Below are 26537 nucleotides of genomic sequence, written 5' to 3'. Positions count from 1 at the left end.
AACGGGTGGCAAGTTCCTTGTAATATGCCGCCAAAAGAAGATATAAATTTGGCCTTTTAGAATAATCCAATCTGCTATATTCCTTACTGCCTTTGCGGTATTTAATAATCTCAAGACATTGAATAATTATTTACTTGTTTTTGTGCCCGTTGGATTTAGGTTTGAATAAGGCATGAAGTCTTATCACGCACACCAACAATGTTTCATAATCAACATGAAAGTAGAGGCGTTCATCTTTCAGACTACATTGAAAGTGAATCCGATAGCGGCATGAAACGGTTCTCCCTACAGGACGGGCAGATGAGCAACTGCATGCTCTCTGCCCGTTTTCTATGGTACAAGGCAATTATAATAAAGCCATTTTTATTTTTCCCTGAAAAAAGTGTCGGTTATTTCATTGCAGAACAAAACATTTTTCTAATTTTGTATTTGAAGAAGTATTCACTCTAATAAACTGATATGTATGACAATGGATACATTGTAAAATGTCGCTCGATTTTAACAAATGATATTTGTTTGAGCGAAGCTTCGCATAAAGCGGACGTTTTTCTTGTGTGCATTAGTTACCTTACATATTCCCTTAAAAAGTGTATTGATAATTTGGCAGTGTGGAAAATTCGTGTAAACACACACACACACACACACACACAATTATCGCGCGTCAATATATAATAAAACATTTAATTTACAATGGATTACCGGAATCAATTATCCGGGGTTATCCTTGTCTTACGACAAAAGTTCCTATAAATACTCATCCTCTGCCATATTGTCTCAAAAAAGGCAGGATATTTTTATGGTCCGACGGTACTGGGGAGCGTTCTCTGCGCCCGAATATCGTCGGTTTTTTGTTTCCACCCATAACAGTCTGAAATCTCTTTTAGTGTTTAAGTATCTATGATTGGAATATATGGAAATAAACAAACCATGCCTGAATCCCAGAAAAAAGAACTTTTCTCCGCAGGTATTACCTATATGGTAAGTGGCGAATATGCCTTTGCCTTCTCCTGTTTCACGCAGGCAGGAAAGTCTGACCTGCCGACACTTTACAACAAGGCGTTATGCTGCTACTACCTTTCTCTGTATAATGACTGCCGTTCCTTGCTGTTGGAAGCGGAGAGGCTGCTGCCACCGTTAACGGAACGTCTGCCGGAAAACCTGCCGGAAGCCGTCCTCCGCTGGGAATACGAAAAAAGCCCTGCCGGTTGTCCCATGCCGGAGGATGCTCCCGATAACCTCGCCGCCGTACAACTGTTGAGGCTGAAAGCGAAAGTGTCGGCCAGACTGCACCTGCACACGGAGGTGCGGACTATCCACGCCCGTTTGGGCAATAAATATCAACACATTGAAGAACTGATAAAAAACATACAACCATGAAATACAGTGACATATACAGGCTTTACTCGACAAGTCAGCCGAAGGATGCAATTCATCAGGCGCTCCGGGAAGTGTCCGTCGATGACAGCGACGAACAGTACGAAGACCGTTCTCCGTTGCATCTTGCCTGCCAGTATGGAGACACGGAGGGGGTCAAGATACTTCTTGAACGTGATGCCGAACCCAACACGAAGGATGCAAACGGTTCCACCCCGATTCATATCCTCGGCAGAACCAGTGCCGGCTGTGCAGATGAAGACAAACTGAAAGAAATAGCCGTCGTGCTCATAGAACAAGGAGCGAATATACCGCGTTCGGCTAAGAATACGACGGCCCTTATCGAGTGCGTAAGGAACCGTCATTTCAAGATGGCGGAAGCGATCATAAATTCCGGAACACGCGTCAACTCAACCGACCTTAACGGCGAGAACGTGCTTTTCGGTTTTTGTGCCGCTTCAGGCGACATCAGAAGGGATATCCGGTTCGCGAAAAAGGAACTGGACGAATCCGTACAATACAGTTACCCCGAAAACAAGATAGAGGAAATCAGGAGCAGGATTGCAAGGCTGGAGGATGATGGCGAAGCCGCCTACCGACTTGCCAGAAGGCTTGTTGAAGAAGACAAGGTCGATCCGGAAGACAAGTCAAACAGTGGAAAGACAGCCTGGGATGCCGCCATAGAGAACAAGGCGATGAAGATCGCGGCCTTCCTTTCCGGAAGCGACCCCGATGTTGACGAACTTTCGGCCTTGCACGGCAACATGGACATATTCCAGGCTATGTACATGAAGGATATGGAGGCGCTGGATGCCATTCTGCGTTCGGGTGCAGACCTGCAGACGGTGTGCGAGCACAAGGATATGTATGACTTTGCAGGCAAGTCGCCCCTCGCTTGTGCGTTCAGCTGGTTTGACAGCATACAGGATGCTCCGGCCATGATTCTGAACGGCGGAGCGAATCCGAATTACCGTTTCCCGAATGAAGAAACGGCTTTTTCGGTATGGGTGAGCAAGGACTATTTCTGCAAGGATACCGAGGTTTACAAGGGGCTGCTTGACCTGATGAAGAAAAAAGGCTGGAATCCCGAGCTTCCTGTTGATGCAGAAGGCAACACGGCACTTGCCCTTTCCTGCCGCCATACCGGCTACAGGTTGGGTAAAATGGCATTCGGTTGGCTGCTCAAGGGAAAGGCCGACCCCAACGCCGCCAATCTTTCCGGCCAAACTCCCATGATGATGCTCTTCGGTGGTCATAAGGCGAACGAAAAATATGTGCCTTACGGCTGGTCAGCCGGTTCTGACGACCCCACGGAAATCCTCGAAAAGCTTCTCGAAGCCGGAGCTGACGTGAACAAGACGGACAACCGGGGAAACACCCTCCTGCATTATGTGGCGGCATGTTGTCGTGACAGCATGGCACAGAAAGCGATTGAACTCCTGCTGGACTTCAAGCTGCCTGACGTAAATGCCGTAAACAATGAAGGCAAAACGGCCATGGACGTGGCGGCAGACTACAACAATGACAATCTCGTAAGACTATTATTGAAATATTCTTAAACAAAGATATATGGACAACAACCAGACATTTCTCAATGCTTGCCGAAACGGGCATAAAAGCATTGTCCAGATATTCCTGAAAAAGGGAGGAATTGACATCAACAAAAGGGATCAGGAAGGAAACACTGCTCTTTATTATGCCTGTCAGAAAGGTTACAGGGACATAGTGGCTCTGCTTCTTGACAACGATGCCGACGCGTCATGTATCAACAACCGTTCCGAAAGCCCGCTCCACGCGGCGGCACGGAGCGGCAACAAGGAAATCCTCGGGAAGCTGCTCCAGAAGGGGGCCGACATCAACGTGACGGACAATGAAGGACAAACCCCGCTAATATGCCTGCTTGACAACAAGCGTACAGATGCCGCCCTTTTCCTGATGGATCAGGGAGCCGATACGGAGGTCGCCGATGCCTCCGGCCACAAGGCCATCGACTATGCCACAGCCCACGGGCTGCGGGAAGTGGTCGCCCGACTCTCGTGCGGGAATGACCGGGATGCACGTGGCAACACCCCGCTTCATCAGGCCGTGTATAACGGACAGGGTGAAATTGTCCGCACGCTGCTCCTGTCAGACAAGTCCATGCTTGACTCGACGAATGACGGCGGAGAGACTCCGCTGATACTCGCCTGTATGCAGGGGAATCTTGTCATGGTCAACCTTCTTCTCGGGGCCGGAGCCGATCCCGGCAAAGCTATGCTGAGCGGCAATGCCCCGATACATTACGCGGCCATTTCAGGTAACCGCTTTATAGGCGAGGCTCTGCTGAAGGCCAAAGCTGCGGTTGACGCACAGAATGACAACGGGGAAACCCCGCTTATTCTTGCAGCCAAGGAGGGCCACAACGATTTTGTGTCCGTCCTGCTTGAATTTCACGCGAATGTTAGCATCTCAGACAACCTCCAGCACACCGCCCTGTACTATGCAGGAGAGCGCGGCTTCAACGAAATCGTGGAAAAACTTCTTGAAAACGGAGCGGAATAAACAGGTAAGATATTCATTAACAAATTTAATATTAGAAAGATATGGCAGAAGAAACCAAGAAGACACCTCAGACACCCGAGGAAATCGCAAGAGAAGCACAGGCTCAGGCCATGAAAGCAGCACTGGAACAGGCGCAAGCCTTGTATGGCAACGTACCCGGATTTGAAGGCACCGACCTGATGAAGATGCATGAAAAGCTGATGCAGGACTCGGCCGAGATGTTCCCGGGAGTTGCGGAGGCACAGGCATACCAGGCAAAGATGATGGCAGAATCCGCCCAGGATCCCGAGGCGATAATGGAGACCTACAGCAAAAACATCGAGTTCGCAGGGAACATGATGCAGCAGGCAATGAATGCCGGATTCATGCCGGAAGGTTTACCGGATTTCTCGGACGGTTTTGACGTATATGCAGGTTGGGAAATCACCCGCAAGGGTGACAACAGCCTGACACCTGAACAGAACAAACTTCTGGCTTATGGGGCACCTCTGTTCCTATACAACGATGACAACGTGGACTCCCTTGAAAGTACAGCAGGCACGGACACCCTTAAGGAAATGCTTGAGGAATGGTGGGAAGTTACTGACAGGAAGAGTGCCCTGGAGACCATCTCATGGCTGCTGAACGAAGGCCAACATGCCGGTGCGGATCCGGCCTTGGCTGAAATCCGCCAGCGTGGAATCGAGGCCATCACCGAGGAAGAAAAGGCGGACGAGGACAGCAAGATCGGCGATGCGTTCACGATAGCTGAATTTGTAATGGGAGTAAATGAAACGACGGAAGCGGACCTGCCCGAAACCGTGCTGGCATGGGACCTTGTACGTGCCGTGAACATGGCCCGTTGGGCTTTCATCTGCGGCTACATCAATGAAGACGAAATGTGGGAAGCCATCAGAACCACTGCCGGCATAGCCAAGGAATCCTTCAGTTCATGGGAAGAATACGGCAACAGCTTTGCCGTGGGACGCGGAATATGGAGAGGCGAAACAGATGACTACGAGACTGCGGATGAAGTCGTGGGAGCGCTTCTCAATAAAGAAGATTCCCCTTGGAAGGCAATCGAATGGTAGAATCCAAAAAAAATAGAATCAACAATATCTTAAAAGTTTTACGATTATGGCACTTTTCAAAAATGCAGCAACAGAATGGGAGAAAACCATGACAGAGAATGATCTTGACCAAATGGAAGCACAAGGTCTTGACGTAAGTAAATACAGGGAGAAACTGGCCGCACGGCGTGCAAAGGAGGCCGAAGAAGCCAAGCGAGACAGGGAACTGTACAAGAACCCGACACAGCTTGACAAGATGAAACCGTACATGCAGACGCCACGCAGTTCTGAGACCGAGTTCTTCAAGAAACTTGCAGGAAAGGCACCATGGCTGGGCAAAAGCAAGTGGTTGAGAAAATTCACGGAAGGATATATCGTTTACGCGGGGATTGTCAGTGCCCCGGCAGAGGCGTGGAAAGGCGTGAAGCACAAGGACGACTCTTTCCATGGTATTGGCATATACGCACTGGACAAGGGACACATGAACGATATGGAATGGCTGAAGAGAGTGATGGAAAAGCTGCGCAACATGTGTGAAGGCAGGCAGCCGGTAGCTCCCGGATGTGAGGGCGTAGTCAGTCTTGCCAAGGAGGAGGACTGCTGGTCAACCGTGAAACTGAGTGGTGAAATCGTGGAAGGCGCCGATGTGGAAGTAAGGAAACTTGTCCTTTATTACAAGGAACTTCCCCAAGGCTATCTTCCTTCAGACGGCATCGTCCCCCACTTCTACTGGGAAGGGACAATCAGAGTCATACCGGCTGAATTGTATGTCTAAATCCATCTGAAAATATGATTATAGCCGTTATATGTATTATCGTGGTACTGCTCATAATTATTTTATGGGCAGTATTCACTAACAACAGCCTTATTGCAAAGAAGAACCGGGTCAAGCAATGCAGAAGTGGTATCTGCGTGGTCCTCAAACAGAGGAATAACCTGATCCCCAATCTTGTCGCATCCGTAAAGGCATACATGGGGCACGAGAATGAGATTCTCATCCGCATTGCCGATTTGCGGTCAAGGGCTTCGAACGCTACAGAGTCCGAGCAGATAAAAAGCGGTACGGAAATGTCCTCGCTTCTGTCAAGACTGAATGTGGCGGTGGAAGACTACCCGGAGCTGAAGGCGAACCAGCAGTTCCTTCATCTTCAGGTCCAGATCGAGGACATGGAGAATGAGCTGCAGGCAATCCGGCGCACCTACAATGCCGCTGCTACCGATTATAACAATTACATTGAAATGTTTCCGTCGTCGATAATCGCATCCTGGCGCAAGCATGAGCAGCAGGAGTTGATAGAGTTCCCGGAAAGTGAGATCAAGGAAGTGAAAGTGGGAGAATTATTCAAGTAAAGCATGGAAGAAAGTCAGAATATAGATTTCAAGGGCATTTCCCTTCACATGAAGAAAGAGATGTCCCGTATCAGGATGCTCCGGATTGTGTTCCGCATCCTGACCTCCATTGTCTATCTGTGTACCGTCGTGTGGTTCGGTTTCTGTATCTTCGGCGGATTCCTCGTGGACCGTACTGACTATGAGACTTCCGTCACCACGGGAAAATACCTCATGATAGGCTTTGCCGTATTTTTTGTACTTCATTTCGCATTCATGAAATGTTTTGCCGCGCTGAACAAGAGGGAAACCTACACGATGGCCCACATCATCTACCTGCTGTTCCCGGGAGCAAGGTACAATCCTTCCGGTTCCATACAGCCGAAAGTCTTTGCGGACAGCCGCCTGTTCGGAACGGCATTGTCATCGGGCAATTCGGTAAGTTCGACCTGTTACGGCCGTCTTGACATTCCCGTCGGAAATGACATGATGACTGTCGTGGATGCCGGTGTGACTTCAGCCAATTCGAAAGATTTCTCGGCCTTCAACTTCCTTGAAGTGCCGTACCAGTATTTTATCCGTCCGATATTCGGAGTCAGGATAGAGAGCACGATGCACAGTTTCAGGGGCATGTTCGGGTGCTGCAAGCTGAACCGCACCTTCAGGGGCTACGTGATGCTGCTGCCCGACCATCTGGAAAACAAAATCGGCTACCTGGCGCAAACAATCCAGGGAATGAAGGAAAAGTACGGGGCAAAATTCGTACATTTGGAAGACCCGGAGTTCGAGAGGCATTTTGCCGTGTACGCGGATGACGAGGTGGAAGCCCGCATGGTGCTCACCCCGGCGATGATGCGGAAGCTGACCGCCCTGCGGAAATCCTTCAGCCGTGACCTGATGCTCTCCTTCAACGGGAACATGTTCTACTACGCATCCGACACTCCGGACGGTTTCTTACGTCCCGGCAGGAAGTCGCTGGATGACGAACATCTGCTGGAACAACTGTACAGGGAGGTGAACTTCTGTCTCACTGTAGAAAATGGAATCAAATAATCAACAATAATCGAAAACGAATAAAAAGAATTACAACATGAGCGAACTTAAAAATCTGTCAGCCATTCTTGAAGGAGGTGCTGTTCCGGCCGGTTATAACGGGAAAGCAATCGGCAAATTGTCTAAGACATACCTCAAACTGGAAAACCGCAAAGTAGTAAACCTCTATCCCATCAGAACCGTGATGCACGAAGACAGCCGCTATTGCCTGTATGCCTGCCCGTTGAAAGGGACTGAAATTGACGAGGCCACCCTTCAGAGCATCAAGGCTGAAGTGGATACGCTGGAAATCGGTGAAATCCGTTATGATTCCGTACAGTCCTGTGGCTATGACTATTACATAGTAGATCCTGATACAGGCCGTCATATACTGACAGGACAACGGGATATGGATTCGGTAATGGAAATAAGCGATCATTATGACGGCGTCATCCTGTTCAGCAAATCGGTATTCTCGCCAAGAAAGGCCAATCAGCTTGATTGTGCCTATGCCTTGATCGGCATTGAAAAACAGCCCAACGAGTTCAAGATAGAGGCTATTCCTAATAGCGCGATAGGCCAAGCACCTACGATACTGGAATTTGAAGCTCCGCAGGAATCGCCTGCTGTCGAAAAATACAGGTCGGCCATGACGGTCCTGTCCATAATCATCACCGCGGCTCTGCTTATCTGGTACTTTTTCATAAAATAATATCACCGAACGAATAACTTCACTAATATCCGAATATGGCTACATTCAATTATTCTTCCAAATCGTCCATCAAGGACAATCTGACTGAAATCCTTGTCGGTGCCGGACTGATAATAGTACCGGTAGTTTATCCTTTCGGTATAAAAGTCGGTACACTTCGCATCCTCGGACCGTTACCAACAGCCATCATCCTTGCCCTTGTCGGACTGTACATGCTGTTCAGAGCCTGGCGGAAGATACATAAGGCCCGCAAGTTGGCTGCCAAAAGCTGTATCATCACGGTTGACGGCGATAAGGTGACATACCCGGTCATCGTGAAAGGAAATGTTGAGATGCGTTCTTTTACATTGTCGGAAATATCCAGTTCAAACTACAATTACGACAATGGTATTCTGACAATCACCCTCGCCAACGGCTCAACGGCCAAATTTGACGTTGATTTCTTTGACGGACTGCCACAGCTTAAAGAATTTGCGGCGCTCTTGAAAAAATAAACCGGTGAGATATGGAATGGTTGGATAAAATAAAGGATTTTCCGAATCTGATACAGCAGGAACCCCGCTACGGCTATCTGGTCGTGGCGGGCCTGCTTCTGATATGGCTTGTCGGTGTCATCTGTGGCTGGAAGTGGACGTATTCCCGTCCGGGTAGTACAGGAGGTAACTTCTGGATGAATCTGCTCGGTCCGAAAACTTTCCGGTTCTGGCTGGGAGTGATTCTTGCCGTCGGGATAGGACTGTCTCTGTACCTGTTCTCTATTTCCGGCAAATAGCTGAGTGCTCTTTCCCGGATGCCACCTGTAAACTTAAAAAGTGATTGAGTATGAAAACAATTCCAATTATAACCTTCTTCCTGTGCACGGTGATGTATGCCCATGCACAGCTTAACATCGTTCCCAAGAACGATGGACTGAAAGAGTACACGGTGACAAATGCCCACCCCTATGACAGCCTGACGAACGTGGAGAAGCGGAGTTTCACTTCCCTTCCGGGACAGACCCTGTACATGCATGGGGTAAAAAATGACAGGAACGGCTACTGGGATGCTTTCTACACGGTCAATTTCCTTACCGGGGATGACCGAACGGTGTACAAGGCGGTCAACATCAGTACCACCCCTTCTAAAGAGGTGGTGGGGAAATATTACGAGGTAGTGAAGGTCTGGACAAAGACAGACTACCTGTCGGCTGGATGCTGCCTGCTGCTCCGTGAAAAAGAAAGCGGTGATGAGATGTATTACAACCCATTCAGGTATCCGCTGAGCATGACCTGTATAGGGTATTATGAGAAACTGAAACGCTTTGTCGGACAGACATTCCTGTCACTTGCCAAGGCCGTCGAGACCGAGGACGGTCAGGTAATCACCCCGGCTGAAGGTGCGGAGTACCGTTGTGTGGACATCGGCCTGAAGATGAACAGTGACGGGGCGTTTCTGCTGATGGAAGGTGCTGACGGTGTCCGTGTGGAAGCATTTCCTATAGGCGGTGACGAGGTGTACGAGTTTGTAAGCACGGCACGTATCGGCCAGCTGGAAAAACGGTACGGCGAGAAATACGGGAAGCTGATTGCCTTCCGCAAGGTCGATACCGGCATGACGAGGGAAATGGTCATCGCCGCATGGGGCGAACCATACCACAAATCGGAAGTCAAGAAGGAAGGCAGGACTCTGGAGACATTGCGCTTTTCCGACAACCGCTATGTTGAACTGCTTGACGGGGAAGTACAGTATGTGCGCATCTATTGAACGGAGCGCAACCTTTATCTGTAAAGTCACAGGCAGGGCCTGCATTTATCGTATATTAACAGATGAAAGTACCAAGGAATCAGGGTAAAATACCTATCTTGCGCAAGAATCTTCAATAATTGACGACTCAAAAAGAAAGAACTATATGGAAAAGGATAATATCAAAGGATGCTTTGTCTCGTCCGTGTTGCTTTCACAAAATCAATGGGACAAGAAACAGTTCATCCATGACTTCGAGGAAGACTGGGGAATCGTCCTTACCGATGACGACGACAACGGTGACGTACTTGTCGGAATGTTCAGCGGCATGACATTGGCAATAGCCATCATGCCCGGTCCCGTACCCAACGGAGAAGCGGAACACTATGCACAGGGCAACTACCTGTGGAAAGATGCAACAGAAGTGGCACGACAACACGAGGCTCATATCCTCGTATCCGTGACCGGAGACCAATCCAACCTGCTGGAGAGAGCCAAACTGTTCACCAGAGCCACGTCTTCCTGCCTGAAACAGTCCTACGCTACAGCGGTATATACCGACGGTATGGTGTTCCAACCCGAATTTTACAGGGATATGGCCGCACTCCTGCAAGAAGATGAACTGCCCGTCATGGACTGGGTATGGTTCGGCATCTACCGCACACAGAAAGGAATCCCCGGCATCTATACCTACGGACTGAGAAAATTCGGGAAAGAGGAAATCGAAGTGTATGCCCCTGCCGATCTGAGTGACATCCGTGATTTCCTAATGGACATCGTGCATTATATCCTGTCGGATGATGTCACCTTGCAGGACGGGGAAACCATAGGATGCTCCGAAGAACAGAAACTTGCCATCACGCTTAGCGAAGGCATCGCTTTGGACGGCATGACATTGAAACTTGAATATCCGGACGAATGAGAAAGGTAAAGGGAAACATAAGAAAAATGCTTGCGGCCATCGTTCTCACGCTGCTGTGTTGTTCTGCCTTCGCACAGCGGATCGTGGAATCCGGTGACTTGCGAACCACCACGGACGAACAGCATGGAACAGTCGTCCATTATCTGAAGGGCGGAAAACGTCCGCTATCGGGCAAATTCCGTATCTTGCGGGGGCAGGATGAGGAAATAGTGCATTTTTCCAAAGGGGTTATGCAGGGCGAGTACAGGCGTTTCCGCAACGGCAGCCTGCGGGAAAAGGGCAAGTATACCGACGGCAGACGGCATGGTCTGTTCGTTTCCTATCATCAGGACGGAAAGACACCGCAACGGGAAGCACCCATGCAGTACGGGAAGATAGACGGTACGGTAAGGACATGGTTCAGCGACGGGAAGCCGGACATGGTTCAGGAATATAGGCAGGGCAAGCGGAACGGCAAGGAACAACGCTTTGACCCGAAAAGCGGCAAGCAGATCTACGAGGCAAACTATACCGACGACCGGAAAGAGGGAAAACAATGGAAAATCAGCGAGGATACCACCGAGAGATGGGTCAGCAAAACCGTCAGCCACTATAAGAACGGCGAACTGGACGGCCCCTACGAATACACGGCCCACCTACATGGCAAGCTGTACGCCTACAAATCCGGCTCGTACAAGAACGGCTACAAGCACGGTTCGTGGAAAGAAATCGACCGGGACGATATCGCAGTCCAAGGCGAATACACCGAGGGACGCGAGACGGGACACTGGATACGATATGATATCATAAGCGGAGAAATCCTGAACGAGTGGGACCGGTAAAATTTAAAAAACATGGAAATATATACTCCAAAACCCAAAATCAAACTTTCTCCTGTGGTAAGAAACGGGAGAGAATTTGTCGAAGTGACTTTCGGTAATGACAATGACATCCGCTTGTCGCTGTCGAAGGAAGAAAACGTACTGCTTGTCGGTGGCAGAGCTTATCTGCCGGCAGAGAATTTCGTGCTTGCCGAGTTCTTCGACCGCTATGTGAAAATGGCGTTTATAGACTATTCCGCCATCAAGGAAACCGCACCCCGTAAAGAGGAAGACAAACGGCCGCCACTGCCGGAAGGTTATCTGGAAAAACTCCAGCAAGTGCGTTACAGTGACCATACCGTAAGGGTATATACCTCCTATTTCCGCGATTTCCAACAATATTTCGAGGGGCGTAAGATTGAAACGGTTACTCCCGACGAGATAAACGACTACCTGCTGTATCTCATCCATGAGAAAAACATATCCTCCTGCCAGCAAAACCAGCGTATCAACGCCATCAAGTTCTATTACGAGAAAGTTCTCGGTCAGGAACGGCGGTGTTACAAGGTGAACCGTGCCAAACGGGAGAAGACGCTGCCCGACGTGTTGAGCAAGGAGGAAATAAAGAAAATACTCGACGTGACAGTGACAGACCTGCGTTTCTTCTGTATGTTCTCCATACTCTACTCCGCAGGGTTGCGCATCAGCGAACTGCTGGAACTGAAACCCGGCGACATCAACGAACCCCGCTCCCTGATACGGGTGCGTCAGGGAAAGGGCAAGAAGGACCGCTACACCCTGCTGTCAAAACCGTTGATGAAAAAGCTGACGGAATATAACAGACTATACAAACCGAAAGTGTGGCTCTTTGAACACAGACCGGGCGAACCTTTCACCGAGAGTATCGTGTCGAAACGGTTGAAGGCTGCGGCTCGGGAAGCGGGAATCACGAAACGGATTTATCCGCACCTGCTGCGCCATTCGTTCGCCACCCACTTGCTGGAGCAAGGAACCGACATCAAAATTGTGAAAGAGCTTATGGGACATAACAACATCAAGACAACGGAAAGGTATGTCCACATAGCCGACACTTTCAAAAGCAATATCAAAAGCCCGTTGGACGATCTGTTGATGGAGGAAGACGAGGTCTGATACTTAAAGAAAATAACAACCAAATCGGCTGATAGTATAACGTTAGCAATAAAATGTAAAATGAATAAAATACCATTCAATTATGCTGAGCAATAAAATAATAGAACATCTGAAACAACAAGGCATCTATTCTGAAAAGGAAGATGAAAAATACAAAGCAGCTTTAATCAATTTAGGTGTTGATTTGAATAGTGATTTTGCATTTTTCAATTTACATACTACTGAAATTACATTTCTTGGGCGGCATAGTGAAATGTATAATGTATGTTGGTTCAGTATTTATTCGAACGATTTGAGTTATGCTATCGAATCTGCTCGGAATATCCTAAAGTTACCAGATGAATACCTTCCATTAGATAGTTTTGAAGCAGAAGGTGGTTTCTTTTATAATCGTAAAACAGAGGAAGTTCTTGAAATTGAATTGGGCGAAAAACTAATCAATTTCCAGAATGGAAAGTTATTACCACAATGGAAAGACTTTAATTCTTTTTTGGAATGGTATTTTAAATTAGAATAAAAATATTGCTAACAAGTAGATAAGCAACCCGAACAGGTTACTATCTACATCCCATTAGCCACCGAGGAAATAAATATGAAAAAGGAACTTATAGAACGATTGAGAAGATTTCTAACGGCACATGATATGATTGGGACACCTGCATCTGATGAGCAGGTATTATGTGCGGAACAAGAGTTAGGAGTAAAATTTAGTTCTGACTATATAGACTTTATCAAGAATTTCGGAACAGCATACGCAGGAATGATGATTAATGCTTTAGACGGCAATGAAAATGTGGTCGAAGAAACTAAATCATTAAGAGAAGTTCATCCTGAAGTTACAGATACTTATGTGATTTCAGATGATGGTTCTGGCAATCCCATAATGATAAATTCTAAAGGAGAGGTCGAAATATACTATCATGATAGTGATGCCGAAATAAAAACCATCGCTCCATCGTTAGAACAATATATAGAAGATAATTTTCCTGAATGGTAAAAGCGGTTGCTAACAAACAGATGAAACATTGAAGGCGGTTTATCTGCCGGACATTATCTTTTTGAATAAATAATAAGCGATGAACGAAGAACTAACAAATATTGTATTGAGCCTATCTTCTCTCGGGAATAAACGTATCGAGAGTTTGAGCAAGAAGGTTCTGAAAAAGATGAACTTCAAGTCTTCAAAAGATTTGGAAAATCTGAAAGACCTGTGTTTTTGGCTGTATATTTATGGTTATACTAATCAGTTTACTCAACTGTATTCAATACTTCTTTCTGTATCGTTTACTGGCAACTGGAATACATGGACACAAGTCGAACTGGTGTTGGCTTTAGTCTATTATGCTTCAAGAAAAAGTAAAGATGTTCTGCATGAATCTAAGGCATTGGCGGGAATCATGCAGGCAGAGACGGATGTTGAAAATATAAAGAGTCGATGCAACGGTTCGCTATTAGAAGGACGAGAGCAAAATGTTCAAGAAAGTATCCAACTTGGGAATAAAACAGATATAAGAGAGGCTCTTTACGCTGAAATGAGAGAGTTAGTATTGATATATGCTCTCGGTGGAAGTGAAAAATATCCCCTTGAGAAGATTGAGGCAAGAGTAGAGGAAATAAAAGAGAACTTAAAAGGAATGTAGCAAAAAAGATAACAAGCGGATCAATCTCCTTTAATGGCGATTATCCACCGGGCATTAGCATCAAATAAAAAAGAATGAAAACAATAAAAGAATTGCTTGATGAAGTCATTGATTTAGAAGGTAAGGTTCAAATAAGCCAAGCTATCGACTTTCATAAGGGAGTGCCTACCCTTGAAAAAGGAGTTTATAGAAATGTCTCTCCTATGTTGAAAATCAGGTATGGGGCATTTGGTAAATGGATTAATGCGACACATGGAGATTGGCTTGATACAAAAGAAATGGAAAGTCCATGGAATGAAGATGAAAAGGATGAACGGTTGATAGGAATTGTTCGCGACATAAAAGCTTCAAAGGATTATTGGGAAGACCATGCTACTGGACTATTTGCGCCAAACAGAATTTCCATTTTTGCAGCAAGCGATAATGGCTATGAAATGATTTGCCTAATATGGTTTGACGGTACAGAAGAACCGGAATTATGGGTATATGATTGCAACGGTGAAAGTCGATATAAAGATTTAGCTGCTTATTTGCAAGCATATATTGATGATGATGTATCAGCTTCTGAAGTAAAGTGGAAATTAGCTGATATGTGATTCTTTTATTAGAAGTGATGCTAACATACACCTTAATCGCCCAAAATGGCGATTAGCTGCCGAACATTACCAACTAAAGAAAATTAATAAATATGGTCAAGTACAAACTAACAGTAGATGAACCGTGGGGTTTCAATCATAATGGTAGTAATATTCTTCATGGTATAGTAATAAAGCAACTTTCTCCTACATTTCTTCTTTTCAAATCTGATAGTTTTTTAGATTTTAATGGACAAAAAAGTTGTATTCTAATTTTGAAACCCAGATATGAAAAAGAATATTTTGATTTAGAAACGAATGTTGATGTTATTGTCGGTGGTGCTTTGTGTTTAGAAAATAAATACGAAGAAAAAAATGAAGAATATTTAATATCACATAGCCAATATATGCTTATTGGGAGAATTGAAAAAATAAATGTTGGTAACAATCAACTTAACAGCTAAATGCAGTTAGCTGAAATACATTATCGACCTGAAAAGAACAAGAAATGAAACCAAGAGATATATTTATTAAAGCCTGCAATGAGATAGCTATTCCTTTTATCGCAATGGGATTTAAGCCGTCTAAAAATGGACAATGTTTGAAAAAGATTTCAAAAGACAAAAATTTGACTTTTGAAATATGGTTTCGTTCAAGTGTATATAATTCATCTTGTAATGTGGCTATATATCCACTGATTACGATTACCTGTAAAAACTTGAAAAAGTGGGTGCAAGAAGAGAATCTCAATGTCAATGATGATGGCTTAGTATATCATAATCATATTGGATACCTATCGCCAATAAATCAATATCAATCTTGGGATCTTGCCGGACTAAGCTATGCTCCATCAATAAAAACAATAATTGATTTACTTGAAAAATATGCTTGTCCGATATTTGATTTATTTGAGAATAGACAAATGGCTATTGACTTCATTACGCAACATGGCTGTTGTTTCAATCAATACACGAAAGACTCTCTCCTTGCCCTGCCATATATGTTGAGATATGGTGAAAAGGAACAAGCCGAGAACTACTTCAATCATTACATACATTCAAGTAAATGTCGAAATAGATTTGTAAAAGCCTATTCTCAATTAGAAAAGAATGATGTAATTGATTGTGGATTAGATAATCGTTTCGTAATACTTGCATATAGTCAAAAACTAAAAATAAAATAGGTCGATAACAAACAGATGAAACTTTTAAGGTGGTTTATCCGCCGAACATTATCAAATTCTAAAATAAAGCAGTTATGAGTACAAAATATAACGAAGAAGCAGAAGATCTGATGTTTGAATTATTCGACGAAGATGATTTTACAAAAGTCATATCATTTGTGGATAAGTATGGATGTGATTTTGTGGATAGAGATGGAAGAAATCTATTAATGAATTTCATTGTCGAAGGAAAGAGTACGTTTGCCATTGAACTAATAAAGCAATACAAAATGAATGGTTTGAATTTGGATTTGCAAGATGACTCTGGGTGGACGGCGTTGCATTTCGCTGCTCAAGAGAATAGCCCGGAAATTATAGAACTTCTTGCAGGGTCAAAGGCAAACTTAAATATCCAAGAAGAAAATGGTCGTACCCCGCTATTCATTGCCATTTTTGATAGAAATGACAAATCTGCGATTACATTATTGGAAAATGGTGCAGATATAACAGTGAATAATAATTCAGGTGTTTCTCCAATGTCATTTGTAACGAAAAAAGTAAAGAAATGGATAAATGAGAATTTGATAACAAACAGCAAACCGACTGAATAAGTGGAACGCTGCCAAACATTATCTGCCCATAAAAAGAATGAATATGAAAATAGAATTAGAAAATTGCCAAAAAAGTCTTACTCTCAAAGATTTTGAAGAAATAGAGAGTAAATTGGGTTATGCCTTGCCGGAAAGACTGAAAGAGTTCTATTTACAATATAATGGAGGTTCTACGAAACAGACCGCAAGCATAAATAAATATCAAGAGGTGGAAATTGAAGATTTCTTCCCATTCAAATATAACAAGGATTTTAAGAATGACCCCAGATATACGGCAGAAGGCGAAACATTAGAGTTAAGAAAAGCAGGAGCTATATCTGATAGCATTCTTATTTTTGCTATGGAATCTACCGATGAAGGTCGGATTACCATAGACTTGGTTAATGGAAAGATCTATCTTTACCCTATTGTGGGGATGCAAGATGTAATCTTCAATTTTGGAGAGCCACGACTTGTTGCAAATTCAATAGATGATTTCTTTGACAATCTCGTTGTTTTGGACGGGCACAAAGCAATTCCAGCAATAGAAGAAATCGAAGAGGGACAAACGGAGACAGCAGGTGTAATGCCTGAACTTTCGGACTGTTCGGCTTCGCTAACAAAAGAAGATATAAAGAATTTTGAGGTTGAGTTGAATGTAAAAATTCCGGCAGGCATGAAGAACTTTTACCTCAAGTTCAACGGTGGTATGCCATCACCATATTGTTATCAACCGCAGGACGAGGATTTGGATCGGGTGGAGACAAATGCGTTCTTTCCGATAAAGGAACGCACCAATGCTTTTGAAACAATTGAAGTCATAGCCAAAGATATATGGAGTAGGAATTTAATGCCATGCAATCTGTTGCCTTTTGCTATGGATTCGGGTGGAAACTATTATGCGTTGAACTTGAAGAATAAAAAGATTTACTATTACTTGACTGACGAGTGGGACGAAAACGCTTCAAGAGAATACAACTTTGAAACAAATACTCGTTACATCGCCCAGTCATTCAATTACTTTATAAATCATTTCATCGAAGAAGAGGAATAAAGCGGGCAGATAACAAGCGGATCAATCTCCTTTAATGATGATTATCCACCGAACATTATCCGCATATACGATAAACCATAATGAAGATAGCTAAAATAAAAGTTGGACAACTGATTGCATGGGTAATATACTTACTTATGTTTGCTCTTGTCTTGATGGAGCCCAACCAATTAATGAGCATAACTGAAGTTAATGATGGTCCGGGAGCCGCGGTGGACGGATTGATGGCGTTGATTGGTTTTGTAGTAATCTGCGTATTATTCATATTTCTTGACCTTTTCTTCCACTTGTTTCTGCGTCATAATAAATTCAGATTGTCTGCCATTATACTATTGCTATTCAATGGTGTATATAAAACATACGAGTATTATTTCATCTATTTAGGATATGAAGGCAAGTATTTAACCGAAAATACGTATGAAAGTGTTCCTACGGCAGGTGACTTAGTGCTTTTTGTTGAGATAAATGGTATAATAGTATTGTATCTGGTTATGATGATACTGTTCAGTAGGTTTTTGGGATATTGGAGTCGAAAATAAGATATGAACATTAAACAAGAAATATAAAAATGACGGCAAAATTGAGGGGATATAAAGGCTTAATAATAGTTTTATTATCCGCAATAAACAAAGGAAATAGATATGGAAAGTAAAATCGAAAAAGCTAAACAAGTATTTAGGAAAATGCTTGTTGACGAGTACGGTATAAAATCAGCTGACCAGTTTTTCTCTACCGAAGGCGAGGCAATGGCTGAAATATACGAGAGTATGAAAATTGAACAAGAAAATTTCAATCTTACAGACGATGAATTGAATAGTCTTTTAGATTCAATTTTTGATGAAATGTAAATGCGGATAACGGTCAGCTATCCGTCGGATATTATACCGAATCAAGTAAAAAAAATAAGAATGTGTTGGTCTGTCAAACAAACGAAAATAACGGTTCTGCTTCTGCTGTTTTGCAGTGTGCTTTGCACCCATGCGCAAGTGTGTAACCGGTGTGTGGAAATGCCTGATAGCGGCTTCATTTCTTACAGATTGGAAGGAGAACCGGCACACCGTCTGTTTCTGCAAGAAGACACGCTGCGCGTAAAGGTCAAGGGGATGGGGTTATTTCCGCCTTACACGCTGTTTTATGTGATTGCACAAGACGGTTGTTTGCGACGTATCGGCATGCCAAACGCCGAACAGACAGCTACCAAAGGCATAGACATAGATTTGCCAATATCCGCTTCGCTGGATGGGAAATACCTGAAGCGTATTTCAGACAGTGAGATACGTATATCCGGGGATAATCGCCCATATTTCAGCGCACAAACAGTGAAAGGCATATTAAACGGAATGGATTTGTTGTGGATCTATGACGGTACGATGGTAAGAGATTCCGCAGTGTTTGGGAAGTTGAATAAAATAATCAAGGACAATGTGGAAAATGTACAGATTAAGATACTGTACGGCAAACAGGCGTACTGCCAATATGGTATAGCCGGAATCAACGGGGCTATAATTATTGAAACTAAGGTCGCCAGTAGAGGGCAGAACCATTGAATACTATTTATCCGTCAGACATAAGATAAATAAGAAAATGAGAATACCTATCATAATCCTGCTTTTAGCAAGCCTGTTTGCTGCAAGTTGCGGAGATCCACCCATGCCGCCATCGGACGAGGAAATGATACGCCACTTTGCCACGCACGAGGCGGCGTTCCGCAAGGTGTACGAAATCATGTCAGAGAGTTCAGAAGGTAGTTTTCACTACCCGCCGTTTTCTCCTGACGGGATCATTATACTTGATTCAATGGAGCAAAGTGATACATCCTATGAATCAAATGACGAACAAGACCTCCCGGTATATGGGCTGTTAAAGCCAGACCGAATCCTACTCGACTCCCTGTTATCAGAGATTGGATGCGGTTTTATCCTTGTTGATCGCAGGGAATGGGAAACGGCAGATTCGGTATATGTGAGCCTTTTTATGCCATACTACTCCCTCGGTATCGTAGATGCAGGAACGTCCAAGAGTTTCGTTTACGATCCCGGATTGAGAAGCCGTCGGAATATCCGTATCACCGAACATGGCGACCTAAACGAGATCTACCGCAGGACGTACAACGACACCACGCTTTACAAGCCCATCAAGGAAGGTTGGTACATCGAGCTAGACCATTCACGATAACCTGAAATGATGAACAAAACAATATGAAATCAAGATTGGTATTAAGGATATTGTGGGGACTATGCTGTCTGCTATTGCTGTGGATGGTTGTCAGTGATTCTATACAATTCTCAAAGCATCCGGAACTTTACCCGATAGGTTGTGAAGGATTAGGTTGGAGCTATGAATCTTCCGAAAACTATATCTTTACAAGCCGGGTGGCGATTGGTTGGAGTGCCATCGGCTTTGTCGCATCTGCCTGCTATCGTTTCAAGTATAGCGGAAAAATACTGTTGGTACATTTTGTACTGACACTACTTCGATGTTGTTGGAATTGTATAGTCATTTATGGATAGGGGTTTGCTTTATTGTCCCTAACTAACGGTTAAACGCCGGGAAACTTTCGGGCGAGACAGCTCCATCGACCTTAGGGAGAACGTCCAAACAAGCATCCCCAAAAAATGCTTTTGAGCATACCATAGAAAAAAGGAAGACCGAATGTTCTGAAGTTTCTTCCTTATGATATATATTTGTAATTGAGCGAAATGAAAAGATTGCCATAAACAGCGATTGGCTGCCGAACATTATGTTTAGAATGAAGAAACAGGAATATAAAGAGCAAGAACGACATTATTATTTCTTCGACTATCTGTTTTGGTTGGGAGAAATAACATGGGAGCATTATCACAAGGTCAGTTTCAAACAACCCCGTGGGAGTGATATGCTGTGGGCCTGTATCACGTTTTTTATATTCATGCCGGTTCTGACCATAGGCGGTCATTTTCTGGATGACTTGGCATTCGAGGTGTTTGGAGCCGTTCTTCTAATCGTGTCCTCCGTTTCTGTCTTCATGACAGACCGTCTGTTCGGCAAAATATACCCGCCTTCCCGGCGGAAAGCGGTCATGCAGCATTATGCGGGACGCAAGTTCAGTCCCTTCCGGCGCAACCTGTTCTTTTTCCCTCTCTATTTGCTTCTTATTCCCGCAATGGTTTTATTAGGAACTGCTCTGAAATGGATAACTGAAATACTCAAATGACAAATAGAAGAAACATATTCAGCCGTTTTTTCCGCCTGTTGGTGATGCTGCATAAAATTTCCTACGCGCATTTCACGGAATGGAACAATAAAAGGAAGCGAAAGGCATTTGCTGCCGGAATATACTTCCTGAGCATCCTCCCGGAATTCGTCCTGTTGGCCGGCACATTTCTGGCGGCAAGGGGACAAGACGGGTATGTACATCTGGTAAACGTGCCACAAAAGGTTGTTTTCTACGGTCTGGCGAGTCTGGCGGTGCTGCTGTCAGCCATCCCTCTGGGATTTTTTGACGACAAGAAGATATGCAAGGAAGTCCGGCAGGAACTCCGTGAACGTCCCCGTTACTGGAAACGAGCAATAGCAGTCTATTGGGCAGTTATCGTGGCTATGGTGGTGGCGGCGAATATTGTGTTTCCCACTTTTTCGGACAAGACAATGCCGCCGGAGAATGAGCGGACTGAAGTACCGCAAAGGTGGAGGGATTACCTTTCACTACGTTTTGCCATAGTAGCCCGTCAGGAAACGCCCAATGAAGTCTTGCAGCGTCTGATCGACCAAGACGGGCGCACGACACGCTACGGGAAACCAGTCTATGCCATGCAAGTAAGAAAGGAGGACATGGCTGGAGAGTTCCGTGTAGGGTTGCTGAGCCATGCCACATTCGAGGAAATCAGAGACGGCAGACGAAAATTTGTAGAATGTACATGGGTTAAGGGATATACGCCTGACAGCATTAGGATATTGCTGACCGTTTGGTACGAAATGAAGAAAGTAGAGCTTTGTCCGGTGGACTCTTTGGAATGGACGGAGGATATGGAGTTTTAAGATTTACAGAAACATGAAAAAAGTAATAACGGCCTCCGGCAAATGCTATGGGTATAACGTTCAAGATAAATGTGCAATTTATTTTGAATGAGTATGATGAAAAGTAGAATTTTAAGCAGAAAAAAAATAAAGACTATGAACGATGAAATGTTTCAGAGAATACTTGATGAAATAAAAAGTTCGTCAAAAACGATAAATGTGCTGCCTCTGGATGAAGCAGCAAGGCAGGCAATGAAAGAGAAGTACCGGATCAAGAGCGGTAGCCTGATGGCTGCAATCCTTGAAAACACAGGTGGTATAGTCATTGACAACTGGATAAGGCTGTACGGTTCGGGAGAACTAAACTTTGTCACTAGAAACAGTCTGTTCCCGTTCAACGAGATAGTGATCGGCGAAGACATACTGGGAGGATTGTTCATCTGTCTTGACGACGGCAATATCGGCTATTTTGCCCCCGACTGTCTGGAGATGGAAGATATGGAGATAAAATTTGGACAATTCGTCTATTGGTGTCTGCATGGCGATACGGATAAGTTCTATACCGATTACAGATGGGACGGCTGGCAGAACGATGCTTCGAAACTGAAGAGCAGTGAGGGCGTAGCTTTTTATCCTTTCCTTTGGGCTGAGGCGGAAAGTCTGGAGAGCAGAGTCCGAAAAGTCGTTCCGATGGATGAAATCCTGAGACTTCAGTTTGCCTTTCTGGGCCAGAATGACAAGAATGAGTGAATTCATTGCTATCCTCTGACACAAAGCTGCAAATGCGCTTAAATTCCTCATGATTTTCATGGGAGGGGGATTTTTTGTGTTACGGAAGAACTTGTACCCCAATGTAGTGAACTGACAAAATGTTGCTAAACTATGATTAAAAGCATGGATTTCCATGTGGAAGGCGTATTGTATTACAATAGTGCCAAATTTCTGTTATTATTAACAAATTAAATGTGACCAGTTGGAATAAAATCGGTATCTTGCATTTATAAACAAAATAATGAAATTATGGGACTTGGATTCACCATTCACACTAAAATCAAGGATATTGAAAAGTTTCAACAGACTGTAGAAAGTCAGGCTGTTGAGTCCGGTTATAATGCAGAGCACGATGAATCATCTTCGACGGTAAGTTTTTGCAGGCTGGGCGACTTGTTCCTAAATTATCAACATGAGGGAGAAGGAAATACAGACAACGTCATTTCCGTAAACGGAGACTGCCAGACCAACATGCTTGGCCCCGGCTTCCACAAGGCAGCAATAGAGTTCATCGACAGACTTCAACAGGCGACCCGTACCCGGTTTGAGGTTGAAGACGAGACGGACTATTACACGGAAAGGGACTTTGAGGCCATGAAGAAGAAACATTTTCACAAGTGGCTGGCCAAACTGTTTGAAATCATCCAGGAGCAGAATAACAAAGGCAGCACGTCTTTGTTATTCTGTTGGGATATCAATAAATATTACCCTCAATCAGACAACGGCATTGTCATTTCACCTTTGGGTTCTTTCCGTCTTTCAGAGGTCGTTAGGCGTATCCGGGAAGAAGGAATCGAATCTTTTGCCGATGATTTCTTCATCTGGAACAATTCGGAACGTGATGCACGTTTTCATAGAGGCATGGCCCTGAATGCCATGTGGGAGGACTGCTATTTCATGCCGTCAGAAAGAAGTGAAGAAGATGCCCGTATCAACGGGTACATCATAAGCGAGCTGGAAACGACAGCATCACTTGACCCGTCTCTTCCTTTCCCCAAAAAGGAATACGAGGAACTTTGCAGACTCCATGGTTGTGTTCCTGTCCCGACTGACGGGATACCGCCCTACGAAACGGAATTTGCCATCGGCTACCGGCGCGGAATTGTCAACCATAAGGTCGGGAAGATCAGGTTCAGCCTACCGGGCAGCTATCTCGAAGATACGGATGAAGGCACCCTCGTCTATTATGATGCGGCTGCAGACAACTGGCACACGGTTAGATGCACCGGATACTCTACCGATGGTGAGCCGGATTTCCTTGATGTGGAAGAGGAAATGATTGAAGAAAGGGAATTTGACGGCGGAAAATACCGCCTCTATGACATGGGTATCGACCAAGATTCAGAGGATGAAGAACCTTATCCCGTTTACAGCTGTCATGCACTGTGTCCCAACCAGTACACCCTCTTCACGTTGTGTGCCTCCCGGTTAGAGGACCTGAAAAAACTTTCAAGTGAATTCCTCCCGACTTTGGTTGCAGACCAGCCTATAGAACCAGAAAAAAAGCAAATCATATATACCGGAGAGAACATGAATGACGAATTGATGGAGCAGATAGACGAATGGCACAAGGCCGAAAAGCATCAGGAAATCATCGATGCTCTGGAACAGATTCCGGAAGCAGAACGGGATTTTGAGACGACCGGCTTTCTTGCAAGGGCGTACAACAATATTGAGGAATATGCCAAAGCCGCTGAACTGCTTGAATCCGTCAGGGAGGAAGGCGCTGAAGATGAACGGTGGAATTTCAGATGGGATATGCCCAGTATTTTCTGAACAATTATCGGGAGGCCCTGGATTATTTCAGCAAGGCAAGGGAACTTAATCCGGAGGATGAAGACACCCTGAGTTTCATCCGTCAGTGCAATATGGCCATGCCGTTAACCAGGCGAGTGAAAGAATTCTGGAACTGGTTTGTTGAAAACGAAGAAAAGTTGTCAGGCATGATGTGTCCGAACTCCATGGAGGAAGCTGATGCCTTCATAGAGTTTATCAGTAAAGGAACCAATCTGATATCGGAAGACATGCACTTCAATATTGGAGGTGACCATGAGTTCACGTTCTCGGTAGAAGGATGGCCGGATCTCTTCATCATCTATCCTTACATCATATCCTGTATGCCGGAGTGTCTGAAAGGCAAATGGAAGTTCTTCCCCTTCAACCCGGGCAAGGTCGGGTCTTTCGCATACCGTGTACACGATACCGATGTCGATATGGGCAAGATCATGGTAAAAGCATCCTATGACGAAAAAAGAGAAAACTTCAACATCAGGTATTACGACAAAAATCTTTGTGCCTTACCGGAAGAAAATAGTGACGGAAACTTTCATGTCATTCTGGAACTTGTACTGGGAGAAGGCGTCTCGTTCAAATATGTCAATGGTATAGAAAGGGCGTCAGGAATTGAGGAAGGTATGATTGCCTTGTCCGGGTTGAGACAGCACATAGAGGAAACCGTGAAATCCCACGGCCATGAATTCTTCGAGAATCCGAAGGACGTTTATACGGGATATCAACTGACCCCGAAGGAAAGTGATGAACTGCGCTTCGATGTGATAGTAGGATCTACCTGTCTGAGCTCCATCGTAGCTGACTATTATCATGGTTCAACCGAGATATTTGACCATGCCGACGGTTTCGGCGTTCAGGCTCTTTATATGGTTTTCCAGAATGGTGTTGGCGAAGATAATATACTGAACTTCCGTCATGATCTTGAAGACAGGATAACGGAAGAGATTCTTGAACCGGGCAATCTCGGTGTGATAACAGGGGGTGCAACCGGAACGGAATACAGCTATATCGACCTGTTTGTCTATGACCTCAGGGCTTTTGTCAAGAAGGTTATACCTCTGCTCGATGAATACCCCGAATACTCTTTCTACATTTCAGACTTCATCCGTAATGGACGGATACACCAACTGACAGAAGCGGCCAGCGAGGCTATACCATACACCAAGGAAAATAAAGAAGAGTTTCTTGCCCAGATAGAGAAATGGAATGACATGGAAAAGTTTTCCAAGTGTATCAAAGCACTTGAGGACATTCCCGAAGCTGAACAGGACTACGACATGGTCATGTTGCTGGTGCGGGCATATGAGAATTATGCGATTCTGGGAGATAATGGCGAAGAACCGGAAGATGACGAAAAGGAAAGGGCGTTGAATAAAGCACTTGAACTGCTGGAATCGATCCGTGAAGCCGGAGAAAGTCAGGCAGGATGGAACAAGCGCATGGCATACGCATACCAATATCTTGTAGAACAGGAAGAAAAGGCGATAGAATATGCCAAACGCTGGGCGGAACTTGATCCGGAGGACAGCAGTGCAGTTGCTGTAATAAATGAGTGTAATGAAGAACTGGAAAAACGAAAAATAAAGTGTGAAAGTTGTTGTGATGATGATAATGGCGACAATAAGTCTATTGCTCCAGAAATGTACTCAGAAGATGAAATAGATATTATAGAAAAGCATATCGAGCACTATTATGGTAATTTTGAATTCGTTTTTCACGAAAAAGTATCACCGGACATTCATGTGGATATTTGTTTGATTCCTCCATCTGAAGAGTGTAACTGGTACACACTTGTGACAATGGGAATGGGGGCACACTTGATGAATGTGCCTAACCAATTGAAAGAAGATCAGCTGGAACGGGCAGAACTTGTCATCTGTCTGCCAGAGTATTGGAAATTGGATAAAGAACATTTGAAAGACGAAAAATGGTATTGGCCTATACGGTTGTTGAAAGAACTTGCTCGCTTCCCGGGAGAAAACAATACTTGGCTTGGTTGGGGTCATACAGTCAGTTATGATGGACCTCTTTCATATACGACAGAGCTTTGTGCTTCCATTCTGATAAATCCCCCATGTGGAAATATAGGTGGAAATACTTGTACACTACCTGATGGAGAGGAAGTCAATTTTTATCAGATAATACCTTTATATGGAGATGAACTGGAGTTTAAGCTCAAAAATGGAACGCAAAAACTTCTTGACAAGATGAATGACAATATTCTCCTTGTAAATCCGCACCGTCTTAATGTACTGAATCAAATAGATATTGAAAACCCGTTGGTTGAATTAAAATAAAGCATCTTTAACAAGACCAATTTTACGA

31 protein-coding genes are annotated in these 26537 nt (G+C 44.5%); all 31 read left to right on the top strand.

Features of this window, described 5'->3' with window-relative positions:
- The first annotated feature begins 927 nt into the window (after nucleotides 1-927).
- The 31 genes from DWW03_RS14345 (at nucleotide 928) to DWW03_RS16915 (ending at nucleotide 26509) form a co-directional block, all read left to right on the top strand.
- Nucleotides 928-1377, top strand: a complete 450-nt coding sequence (locus DWW03_RS14345) for a hypothetical protein (RefSeq protein ID WP_040293443.1) — start codon at nucleotides 928-930, stop codon at nucleotides 1375-1377.
- The gene (locus tag DWW03_RS14340) at nucleotides 1374-2933 is read left to right on the top strand and encodes an ankyrin repeat domain-containing protein (protein WP_117701958.1); all 1560 of its coding nucleotides are present in this window, start codon (nucleotides 1374-1376) and stop codon (nucleotides 2931-2933) included. Before DWW03_RS14345 ends, DWW03_RS14340 begins: the two co-directional genes overlap by 4 nt.
- 10 nt (nucleotides 2934-2943) lie before the next feature.
- Nucleotides 2944-3915, top strand: a complete 972-nt coding sequence (locus DWW03_RS14335; protein WP_117701957.1) for an ankyrin repeat domain-containing protein — start codon at nucleotides 2944-2946, stop codon at nucleotides 3913-3915.
- A gap of 41 nt (nucleotides 3916-3956) precedes the next feature.
- On the top strand, nucleotides 3957-4985 hold the full coding sequence (locus DWW03_RS14330) for a DUF1266 domain-containing protein (RefSeq protein WP_004328548.1): 1029 nt from the start codon (nucleotides 3957-3959) through the stop codon (nucleotides 4983-4985).
- Between the two features lie 46 nt (nucleotides 4986-5031).
- A complete protein-coding gene (locus tag DWW03_RS14325; protein ID WP_004328547.1) occupies nucleotides 5032-5739 on the top strand; it encodes a hypothetical protein in 708 nt (235 codons plus the stop codon).
- A 14-nt stretch (nucleotides 5740-5753) separates the two neighbouring features.
- Nucleotides 5754-6314, top strand: a complete 561-nt coding sequence (locus DWW03_RS14320; protein ID WP_117701956.1) for a LemA family protein — start codon at nucleotides 5754-5756, stop codon at nucleotides 6312-6314.
- 3 nt (nucleotides 6315-6317) lie between these two features.
- Nucleotides 6318-7346 (top strand): DUF3137 domain-containing protein, encoded by a 1029-nt coding sequence (locus DWW03_RS14315; RefSeq protein WP_004328545.1) that lies wholly within the window; start codon nucleotides 6318-6320, stop codon nucleotides 7344-7346.
- A 37-nt stretch (nucleotides 7347-7383) separates the two neighbouring features.
- The gene (locus DWW03_RS14310) at nucleotides 7384-8037 is read left to right on the top strand and encodes a hypothetical protein (protein WP_004328544.1); all 654 of its coding nucleotides are present in this window, start codon (nucleotides 7384-7386) and stop codon (nucleotides 8035-8037) included.
- A 35-nt stretch (nucleotides 8038-8072) separates the two neighbouring features.
- Nucleotides 8073-8531, top strand: a complete 459-nt coding sequence (locus tag DWW03_RS14305; protein ID WP_009316593.1) for a hypothetical protein — start codon at nucleotides 8073-8075, stop codon at nucleotides 8529-8531.
- A gap of 11 nt (nucleotides 8532-8542) precedes the next feature.
- Nucleotides 8543-8809, top strand: a complete 267-nt coding sequence (locus DWW03_RS14300) for an immunity 17 family protein (protein WP_004328542.1) — start codon at nucleotides 8543-8545, stop codon at nucleotides 8807-8809.
- 50 nt (nucleotides 8810-8859) lie between these two features.
- The gene (locus tag DWW03_RS14295) at nucleotides 8860-9780 is read left to right on the top strand and encodes a hypothetical protein (RefSeq protein ID WP_004328541.1); all 921 of its coding nucleotides are present in this window, start codon (nucleotides 8860-8862) and stop codon (nucleotides 9778-9780) included.
- A 145-nt stretch (nucleotides 9781-9925) separates the two neighbouring features.
- The gene (locus DWW03_RS14290) at nucleotides 9926-10681 is read left to right on the top strand and encodes a DUF4261 domain-containing protein (protein ID WP_009316592.1); all 756 of its coding nucleotides are present in this window, start codon (nucleotides 9926-9928) and stop codon (nucleotides 10679-10681) included.
- Nucleotides 10678-11502 (top strand): toxin-antitoxin system YwqK family antitoxin, encoded by an 825-nt coding sequence (locus DWW03_RS14285; protein ID WP_009316591.1) that lies wholly within the window; start codon nucleotides 10678-10680, stop codon nucleotides 11500-11502. The genes DWW03_RS14290 and DWW03_RS14285 overlap by 4 nt, the downstream gene beginning before the upstream one ends.
- Before the next feature lie 12 nt (nucleotides 11503-11514).
- The gene (locus DWW03_RS14280) at nucleotides 11515-12633 is read left to right on the top strand and encodes a tyrosine-type recombinase/integrase (protein ID WP_009316590.1); all 1119 of its coding nucleotides are present in this window, start codon (nucleotides 11515-11517) and stop codon (nucleotides 12631-12633) included.
- An 82-nt stretch (nucleotides 12634-12715) separates the two neighbouring features.
- On the top strand, nucleotides 12716-13150 hold the full coding sequence (locus DWW03_RS14275; protein ID WP_117899992.1) for a hypothetical protein: 435 nt from the start codon (nucleotides 12716-12718) through the stop codon (nucleotides 13148-13150).
- A gap of 75 nt (nucleotides 13151-13225) precedes the next feature.
- A complete protein-coding gene (locus tag DWW03_RS14270) occupies nucleotides 13226-13630 on the top strand; it encodes an SMI1/KNR4 family protein (protein WP_028728888.1) in 405 nt (134 codons plus the stop codon).
- 79 nt (nucleotides 13631-13709) lie between these two features.
- A complete protein-coding gene (locus DWW03_RS14265; RefSeq protein WP_008627649.1) occupies nucleotides 13710-14273 on the top strand; it encodes a DUF6707 family protein in 564 nt (187 codons plus the stop codon).
- A gap of 74 nt (nucleotides 14274-14347) precedes the next feature.
- The gene (locus tag DWW03_RS14260) at nucleotides 14348-14869 is read left to right on the top strand and encodes a hypothetical protein (protein WP_048317453.1); all 522 of its coding nucleotides are present in this window, start codon (nucleotides 14348-14350) and stop codon (nucleotides 14867-14869) included.
- A gap of 92 nt (nucleotides 14870-14961) precedes the next feature.
- A complete protein-coding gene (locus tag DWW03_RS14255; RefSeq protein WP_048317449.1) occupies nucleotides 14962-15312 on the top strand; it encodes a hypothetical protein in 351 nt (116 codons plus the stop codon).
- Nucleotides 15313-15356: 44 nt separating this feature from the next.
- A complete protein-coding gene (locus DWW03_RS14250; protein WP_115649178.1) occupies nucleotides 15357-16031 on the top strand; it encodes a hypothetical protein in 675 nt (224 codons plus the stop codon).
- Between the two features lie 74 nt (nucleotides 16032-16105).
- Nucleotides 16106-16621: an ankyrin repeat domain-containing protein gene (locus DWW03_RS14245; RefSeq protein WP_007662657.1), complete on the top strand. Its 516-nt coding sequence runs from the start codon at nucleotides 16106-16108 to the stop codon at nucleotides 16619-16621.
- Between the two features lie 37 nt (nucleotides 16622-16658).
- Nucleotides 16659-17654, top strand: coding sequence for an SMI1/KNR4 family protein (locus tag DWW03_RS14240; RefSeq protein ID WP_117701955.1), 996 nt, complete (start codon nucleotides 16659-16661; stop codon nucleotides 17652-17654).
- Between the two features lie 80 nt (nucleotides 17655-17734).
- A complete protein-coding gene (locus DWW03_RS14235; RefSeq protein WP_004328532.1) occupies nucleotides 17735-18193 on the top strand; it encodes a hypothetical protein in 459 nt (152 codons plus the stop codon).
- A 102-nt stretch (nucleotides 18194-18295) separates the two neighbouring features.
- Nucleotides 18296-18502: a hypothetical protein gene (locus DWW03_RS14230; protein ID WP_004328531.1), complete on the top strand. Its 207-nt coding sequence runs from the start codon at nucleotides 18296-18298 to the stop codon at nucleotides 18500-18502.
- Nucleotides 18503-18661: 159 nt separating this feature from the next.
- Complete coding sequence (locus DWW03_RS14225) at nucleotides 18662-19201, top strand: hypothetical protein (RefSeq protein ID WP_225982424.1); 540 nt, start codon at nucleotides 18662-18664, stop codon at nucleotides 19199-19201.
- 37 nt (nucleotides 19202-19238) lie between these two features.
- Nucleotides 19239-19829 (top strand): DUF4948 family protein, encoded by a 591-nt coding sequence (locus DWW03_RS14220; protein ID WP_004328529.1) that lies wholly within the window; start codon nucleotides 19239-19241, stop codon nucleotides 19827-19829.
- A 574-nt stretch (nucleotides 19830-20403) separates the two neighbouring features.
- Nucleotides 20404-20847, top strand: a complete 444-nt coding sequence (locus DWW03_RS14210) for a hypothetical protein (RefSeq protein ID WP_225982423.1) — start codon at nucleotides 20404-20406, stop codon at nucleotides 20845-20847.
- A complete protein-coding gene (locus tag DWW03_RS14205) occupies nucleotides 20844-21671 on the top strand; it encodes a hypothetical protein (protein ID WP_009316582.1) in 828 nt (275 codons plus the stop codon). The genes DWW03_RS14210 and DWW03_RS14205 overlap by 4 nt, the downstream gene beginning before the upstream one ends.
- Before the next feature lie 135 nt (nucleotides 21672-21806).
- On the top strand, nucleotides 21807-22400 hold the full coding sequence (locus DWW03_RS14200) for a DUF2625 family protein (RefSeq protein ID WP_009316581.1): 594 nt from the start codon (nucleotides 21807-21809) through the stop codon (nucleotides 22398-22400).
- A 270-nt stretch (nucleotides 22401-22670) separates the two neighbouring features.
- Nucleotides 22671-24197 (top strand): tetratricopeptide repeat protein, encoded by a 1527-nt coding sequence (locus tag DWW03_RS16920; protein ID WP_259301995.1) that lies wholly within the window; start codon nucleotides 22671-22673, stop codon nucleotides 24195-24197.
- On the top strand, nucleotides 24161-26509 hold the full coding sequence (locus DWW03_RS16915; protein WP_259301994.1) for a suppressor of fused domain protein: 2349 nt from the start codon (nucleotides 24161-24163) through the stop codon (nucleotides 26507-26509). The genes DWW03_RS16920 and DWW03_RS16915 overlap by 37 nt, the downstream gene beginning before the upstream one ends.
- Nucleotides 26510-26537 lie beyond the last annotated feature (28 nt).

This window comes from Alistipes sp. AF14-19, assembly GCF_003461645.1.
Classification (GTDB): Bacteria; Bacteroidota; Bacteroidia; order Bacteroidales; family Rikenellaceae; genus Alistipes; species Alistipes shahii.
Note: the sequence above shows the minus strand (reverse complement) of the source record. Positions and strands in the feature narration are given on the sequence as shown.

Coding starts and splice junctions, on each gene's coding strand:
- DWW03_RS14345 (WP_040293443.1), top strand. CDS start 928: ATGCCTGAATCCCAGAAAAAAGAACTTTTCTCCGCAGGTATTACCTAT.
- DWW03_RS14340 (WP_117701958.1), top strand. CDS start 1,374: ATGAAATACAGTGACATATACAGGCTTTACTCGACAAGTCAGCCGAAG.
- DWW03_RS14335 (WP_117701957.1), top strand. CDS start 2,944: ATGGACAACAACCAGACATTTCTCAATGCTTGCCGAAACGGGCATAAA.
- DWW03_RS14330 (WP_004328548.1), top strand. CDS start 3,957: ATGGCAGAAGAAACCAAGAAGACACCTCAGACACCCGAGGAAATCGCA.
- DWW03_RS14325 (WP_004328547.1), top strand. CDS start 5,032: ATGGCACTTTTCAAAAATGCAGCAACAGAATGGGAGAAAACCATGACA.
- DWW03_RS14320 (WP_117701956.1), top strand. CDS start 5,754: ATGATTATAGCCGTTATATGTATTATCGTGGTACTGCTCATAATTATT.
- DWW03_RS14315 (WP_004328545.1), top strand. CDS start 6,318: ATGGAAGAAAGTCAGAATATAGATTTCAAGGGCATTTCCCTTCACATG.
- DWW03_RS14310 (WP_004328544.1), top strand. CDS start 7,384: ATGAGCGAACTTAAAAATCTGTCAGCCATTCTTGAAGGAGGTGCTGTT.
- DWW03_RS14305 (WP_009316593.1), top strand. CDS start 8,073: ATGGCTACATTCAATTATTCTTCCAAATCGTCCATCAAGGACAATCTG.
- DWW03_RS14300 (WP_004328542.1), top strand. CDS start 8,543: ATGGAATGGTTGGATAAAATAAAGGATTTTCCGAATCTGATACAGCAG.
- DWW03_RS14295 (WP_004328541.1), top strand. CDS start 8,860: ATGAAAACAATTCCAATTATAACCTTCTTCCTGTGCACGGTGATGTAT.
- DWW03_RS14290 (WP_009316592.1), top strand. CDS start 9,926: ATGGAAAAGGATAATATCAAAGGATGCTTTGTCTCGTCCGTGTTGCTT.
- DWW03_RS14285 (WP_009316591.1), top strand. CDS start 10,678: ATGAGAAAGGTAAAGGGAAACATAAGAAAAATGCTTGCGGCCATCGTT.
- DWW03_RS14280 (WP_009316590.1), top strand. CDS start 11,515: ATGGAAATATATACTCCAAAACCCAAAATCAAACTTTCTCCTGTGGTA.
- DWW03_RS14275 (WP_117899992.1), top strand. CDS start 12,716: ATGCTGAGCAATAAAATAATAGAACATCTGAAACAACAAGGCATCTAT.
- DWW03_RS14270 (WP_028728888.1), top strand. CDS start 13,226: ATGAAAAAGGAACTTATAGAACGATTGAGAAGATTTCTAACGGCACAT.
- DWW03_RS14265 (WP_008627649.1), top strand. CDS start 13,710: ATGAACGAAGAACTAACAAATATTGTATTGAGCCTATCTTCTCTCGGG.
- DWW03_RS14260 (WP_048317453.1), top strand. CDS start 14,348: ATGAAAACAATAAAAGAATTGCTTGATGAAGTCATTGATTTAGAAGGT.
- DWW03_RS14255 (WP_048317449.1), top strand. CDS start 14,962: ATGGTCAAGTACAAACTAACAGTAGATGAACCGTGGGGTTTCAATCAT.
- DWW03_RS14250 (WP_115649178.1), top strand. CDS start 15,357: ATGAAACCAAGAGATATATTTATTAAAGCCTGCAATGAGATAGCTATT.
- DWW03_RS14245 (WP_007662657.1), top strand. CDS start 16,106: ATGAGTACAAAATATAACGAAGAAGCAGAAGATCTGATGTTTGAATTA.
- DWW03_RS14240 (WP_117701955.1), top strand. CDS start 16,659: ATGAATATGAAAATAGAATTAGAAAATTGCCAAAAAAGTCTTACTCTC.
- DWW03_RS14235 (WP_004328532.1), top strand. CDS start 17,735: ATGAAGATAGCTAAAATAAAAGTTGGACAACTGATTGCATGGGTAATA.
- DWW03_RS14230 (WP_004328531.1), top strand. CDS start 18,296: ATGGAAAGTAAAATCGAAAAAGCTAAACAAGTATTTAGGAAAATGCTT.
- DWW03_RS14225 (WP_225982424.1), top strand. CDS start 18,662: ATGCCTGATAGCGGCTTCATTTCTTACAGATTGGAAGGAGAACCGGCA.
- DWW03_RS14220 (WP_004328529.1), top strand. CDS start 19,239: ATGAGAATACCTATCATAATCCTGCTTTTAGCAAGCCTGTTTGCTGCA.
- DWW03_RS14210 (WP_225982423.1), top strand. CDS start 20,404: ATGAAGAAACAGGAATATAAAGAGCAAGAACGACATTATTATTTCTTC.
- DWW03_RS14205 (WP_009316582.1), top strand. CDS start 20,844: ATGACAAATAGAAGAAACATATTCAGCCGTTTTTTCCGCCTGTTGGTG.
- DWW03_RS14200 (WP_009316581.1), top strand. CDS start 21,807: ATGAACGATGAAATGTTTCAGAGAATACTTGATGAAATAAAAAGTTCG.
- DWW03_RS16920 (WP_259301995.1), top strand. CDS start 22,671: ATGGGACTTGGATTCACCATTCACACTAAAATCAAGGATATTGAAAAG.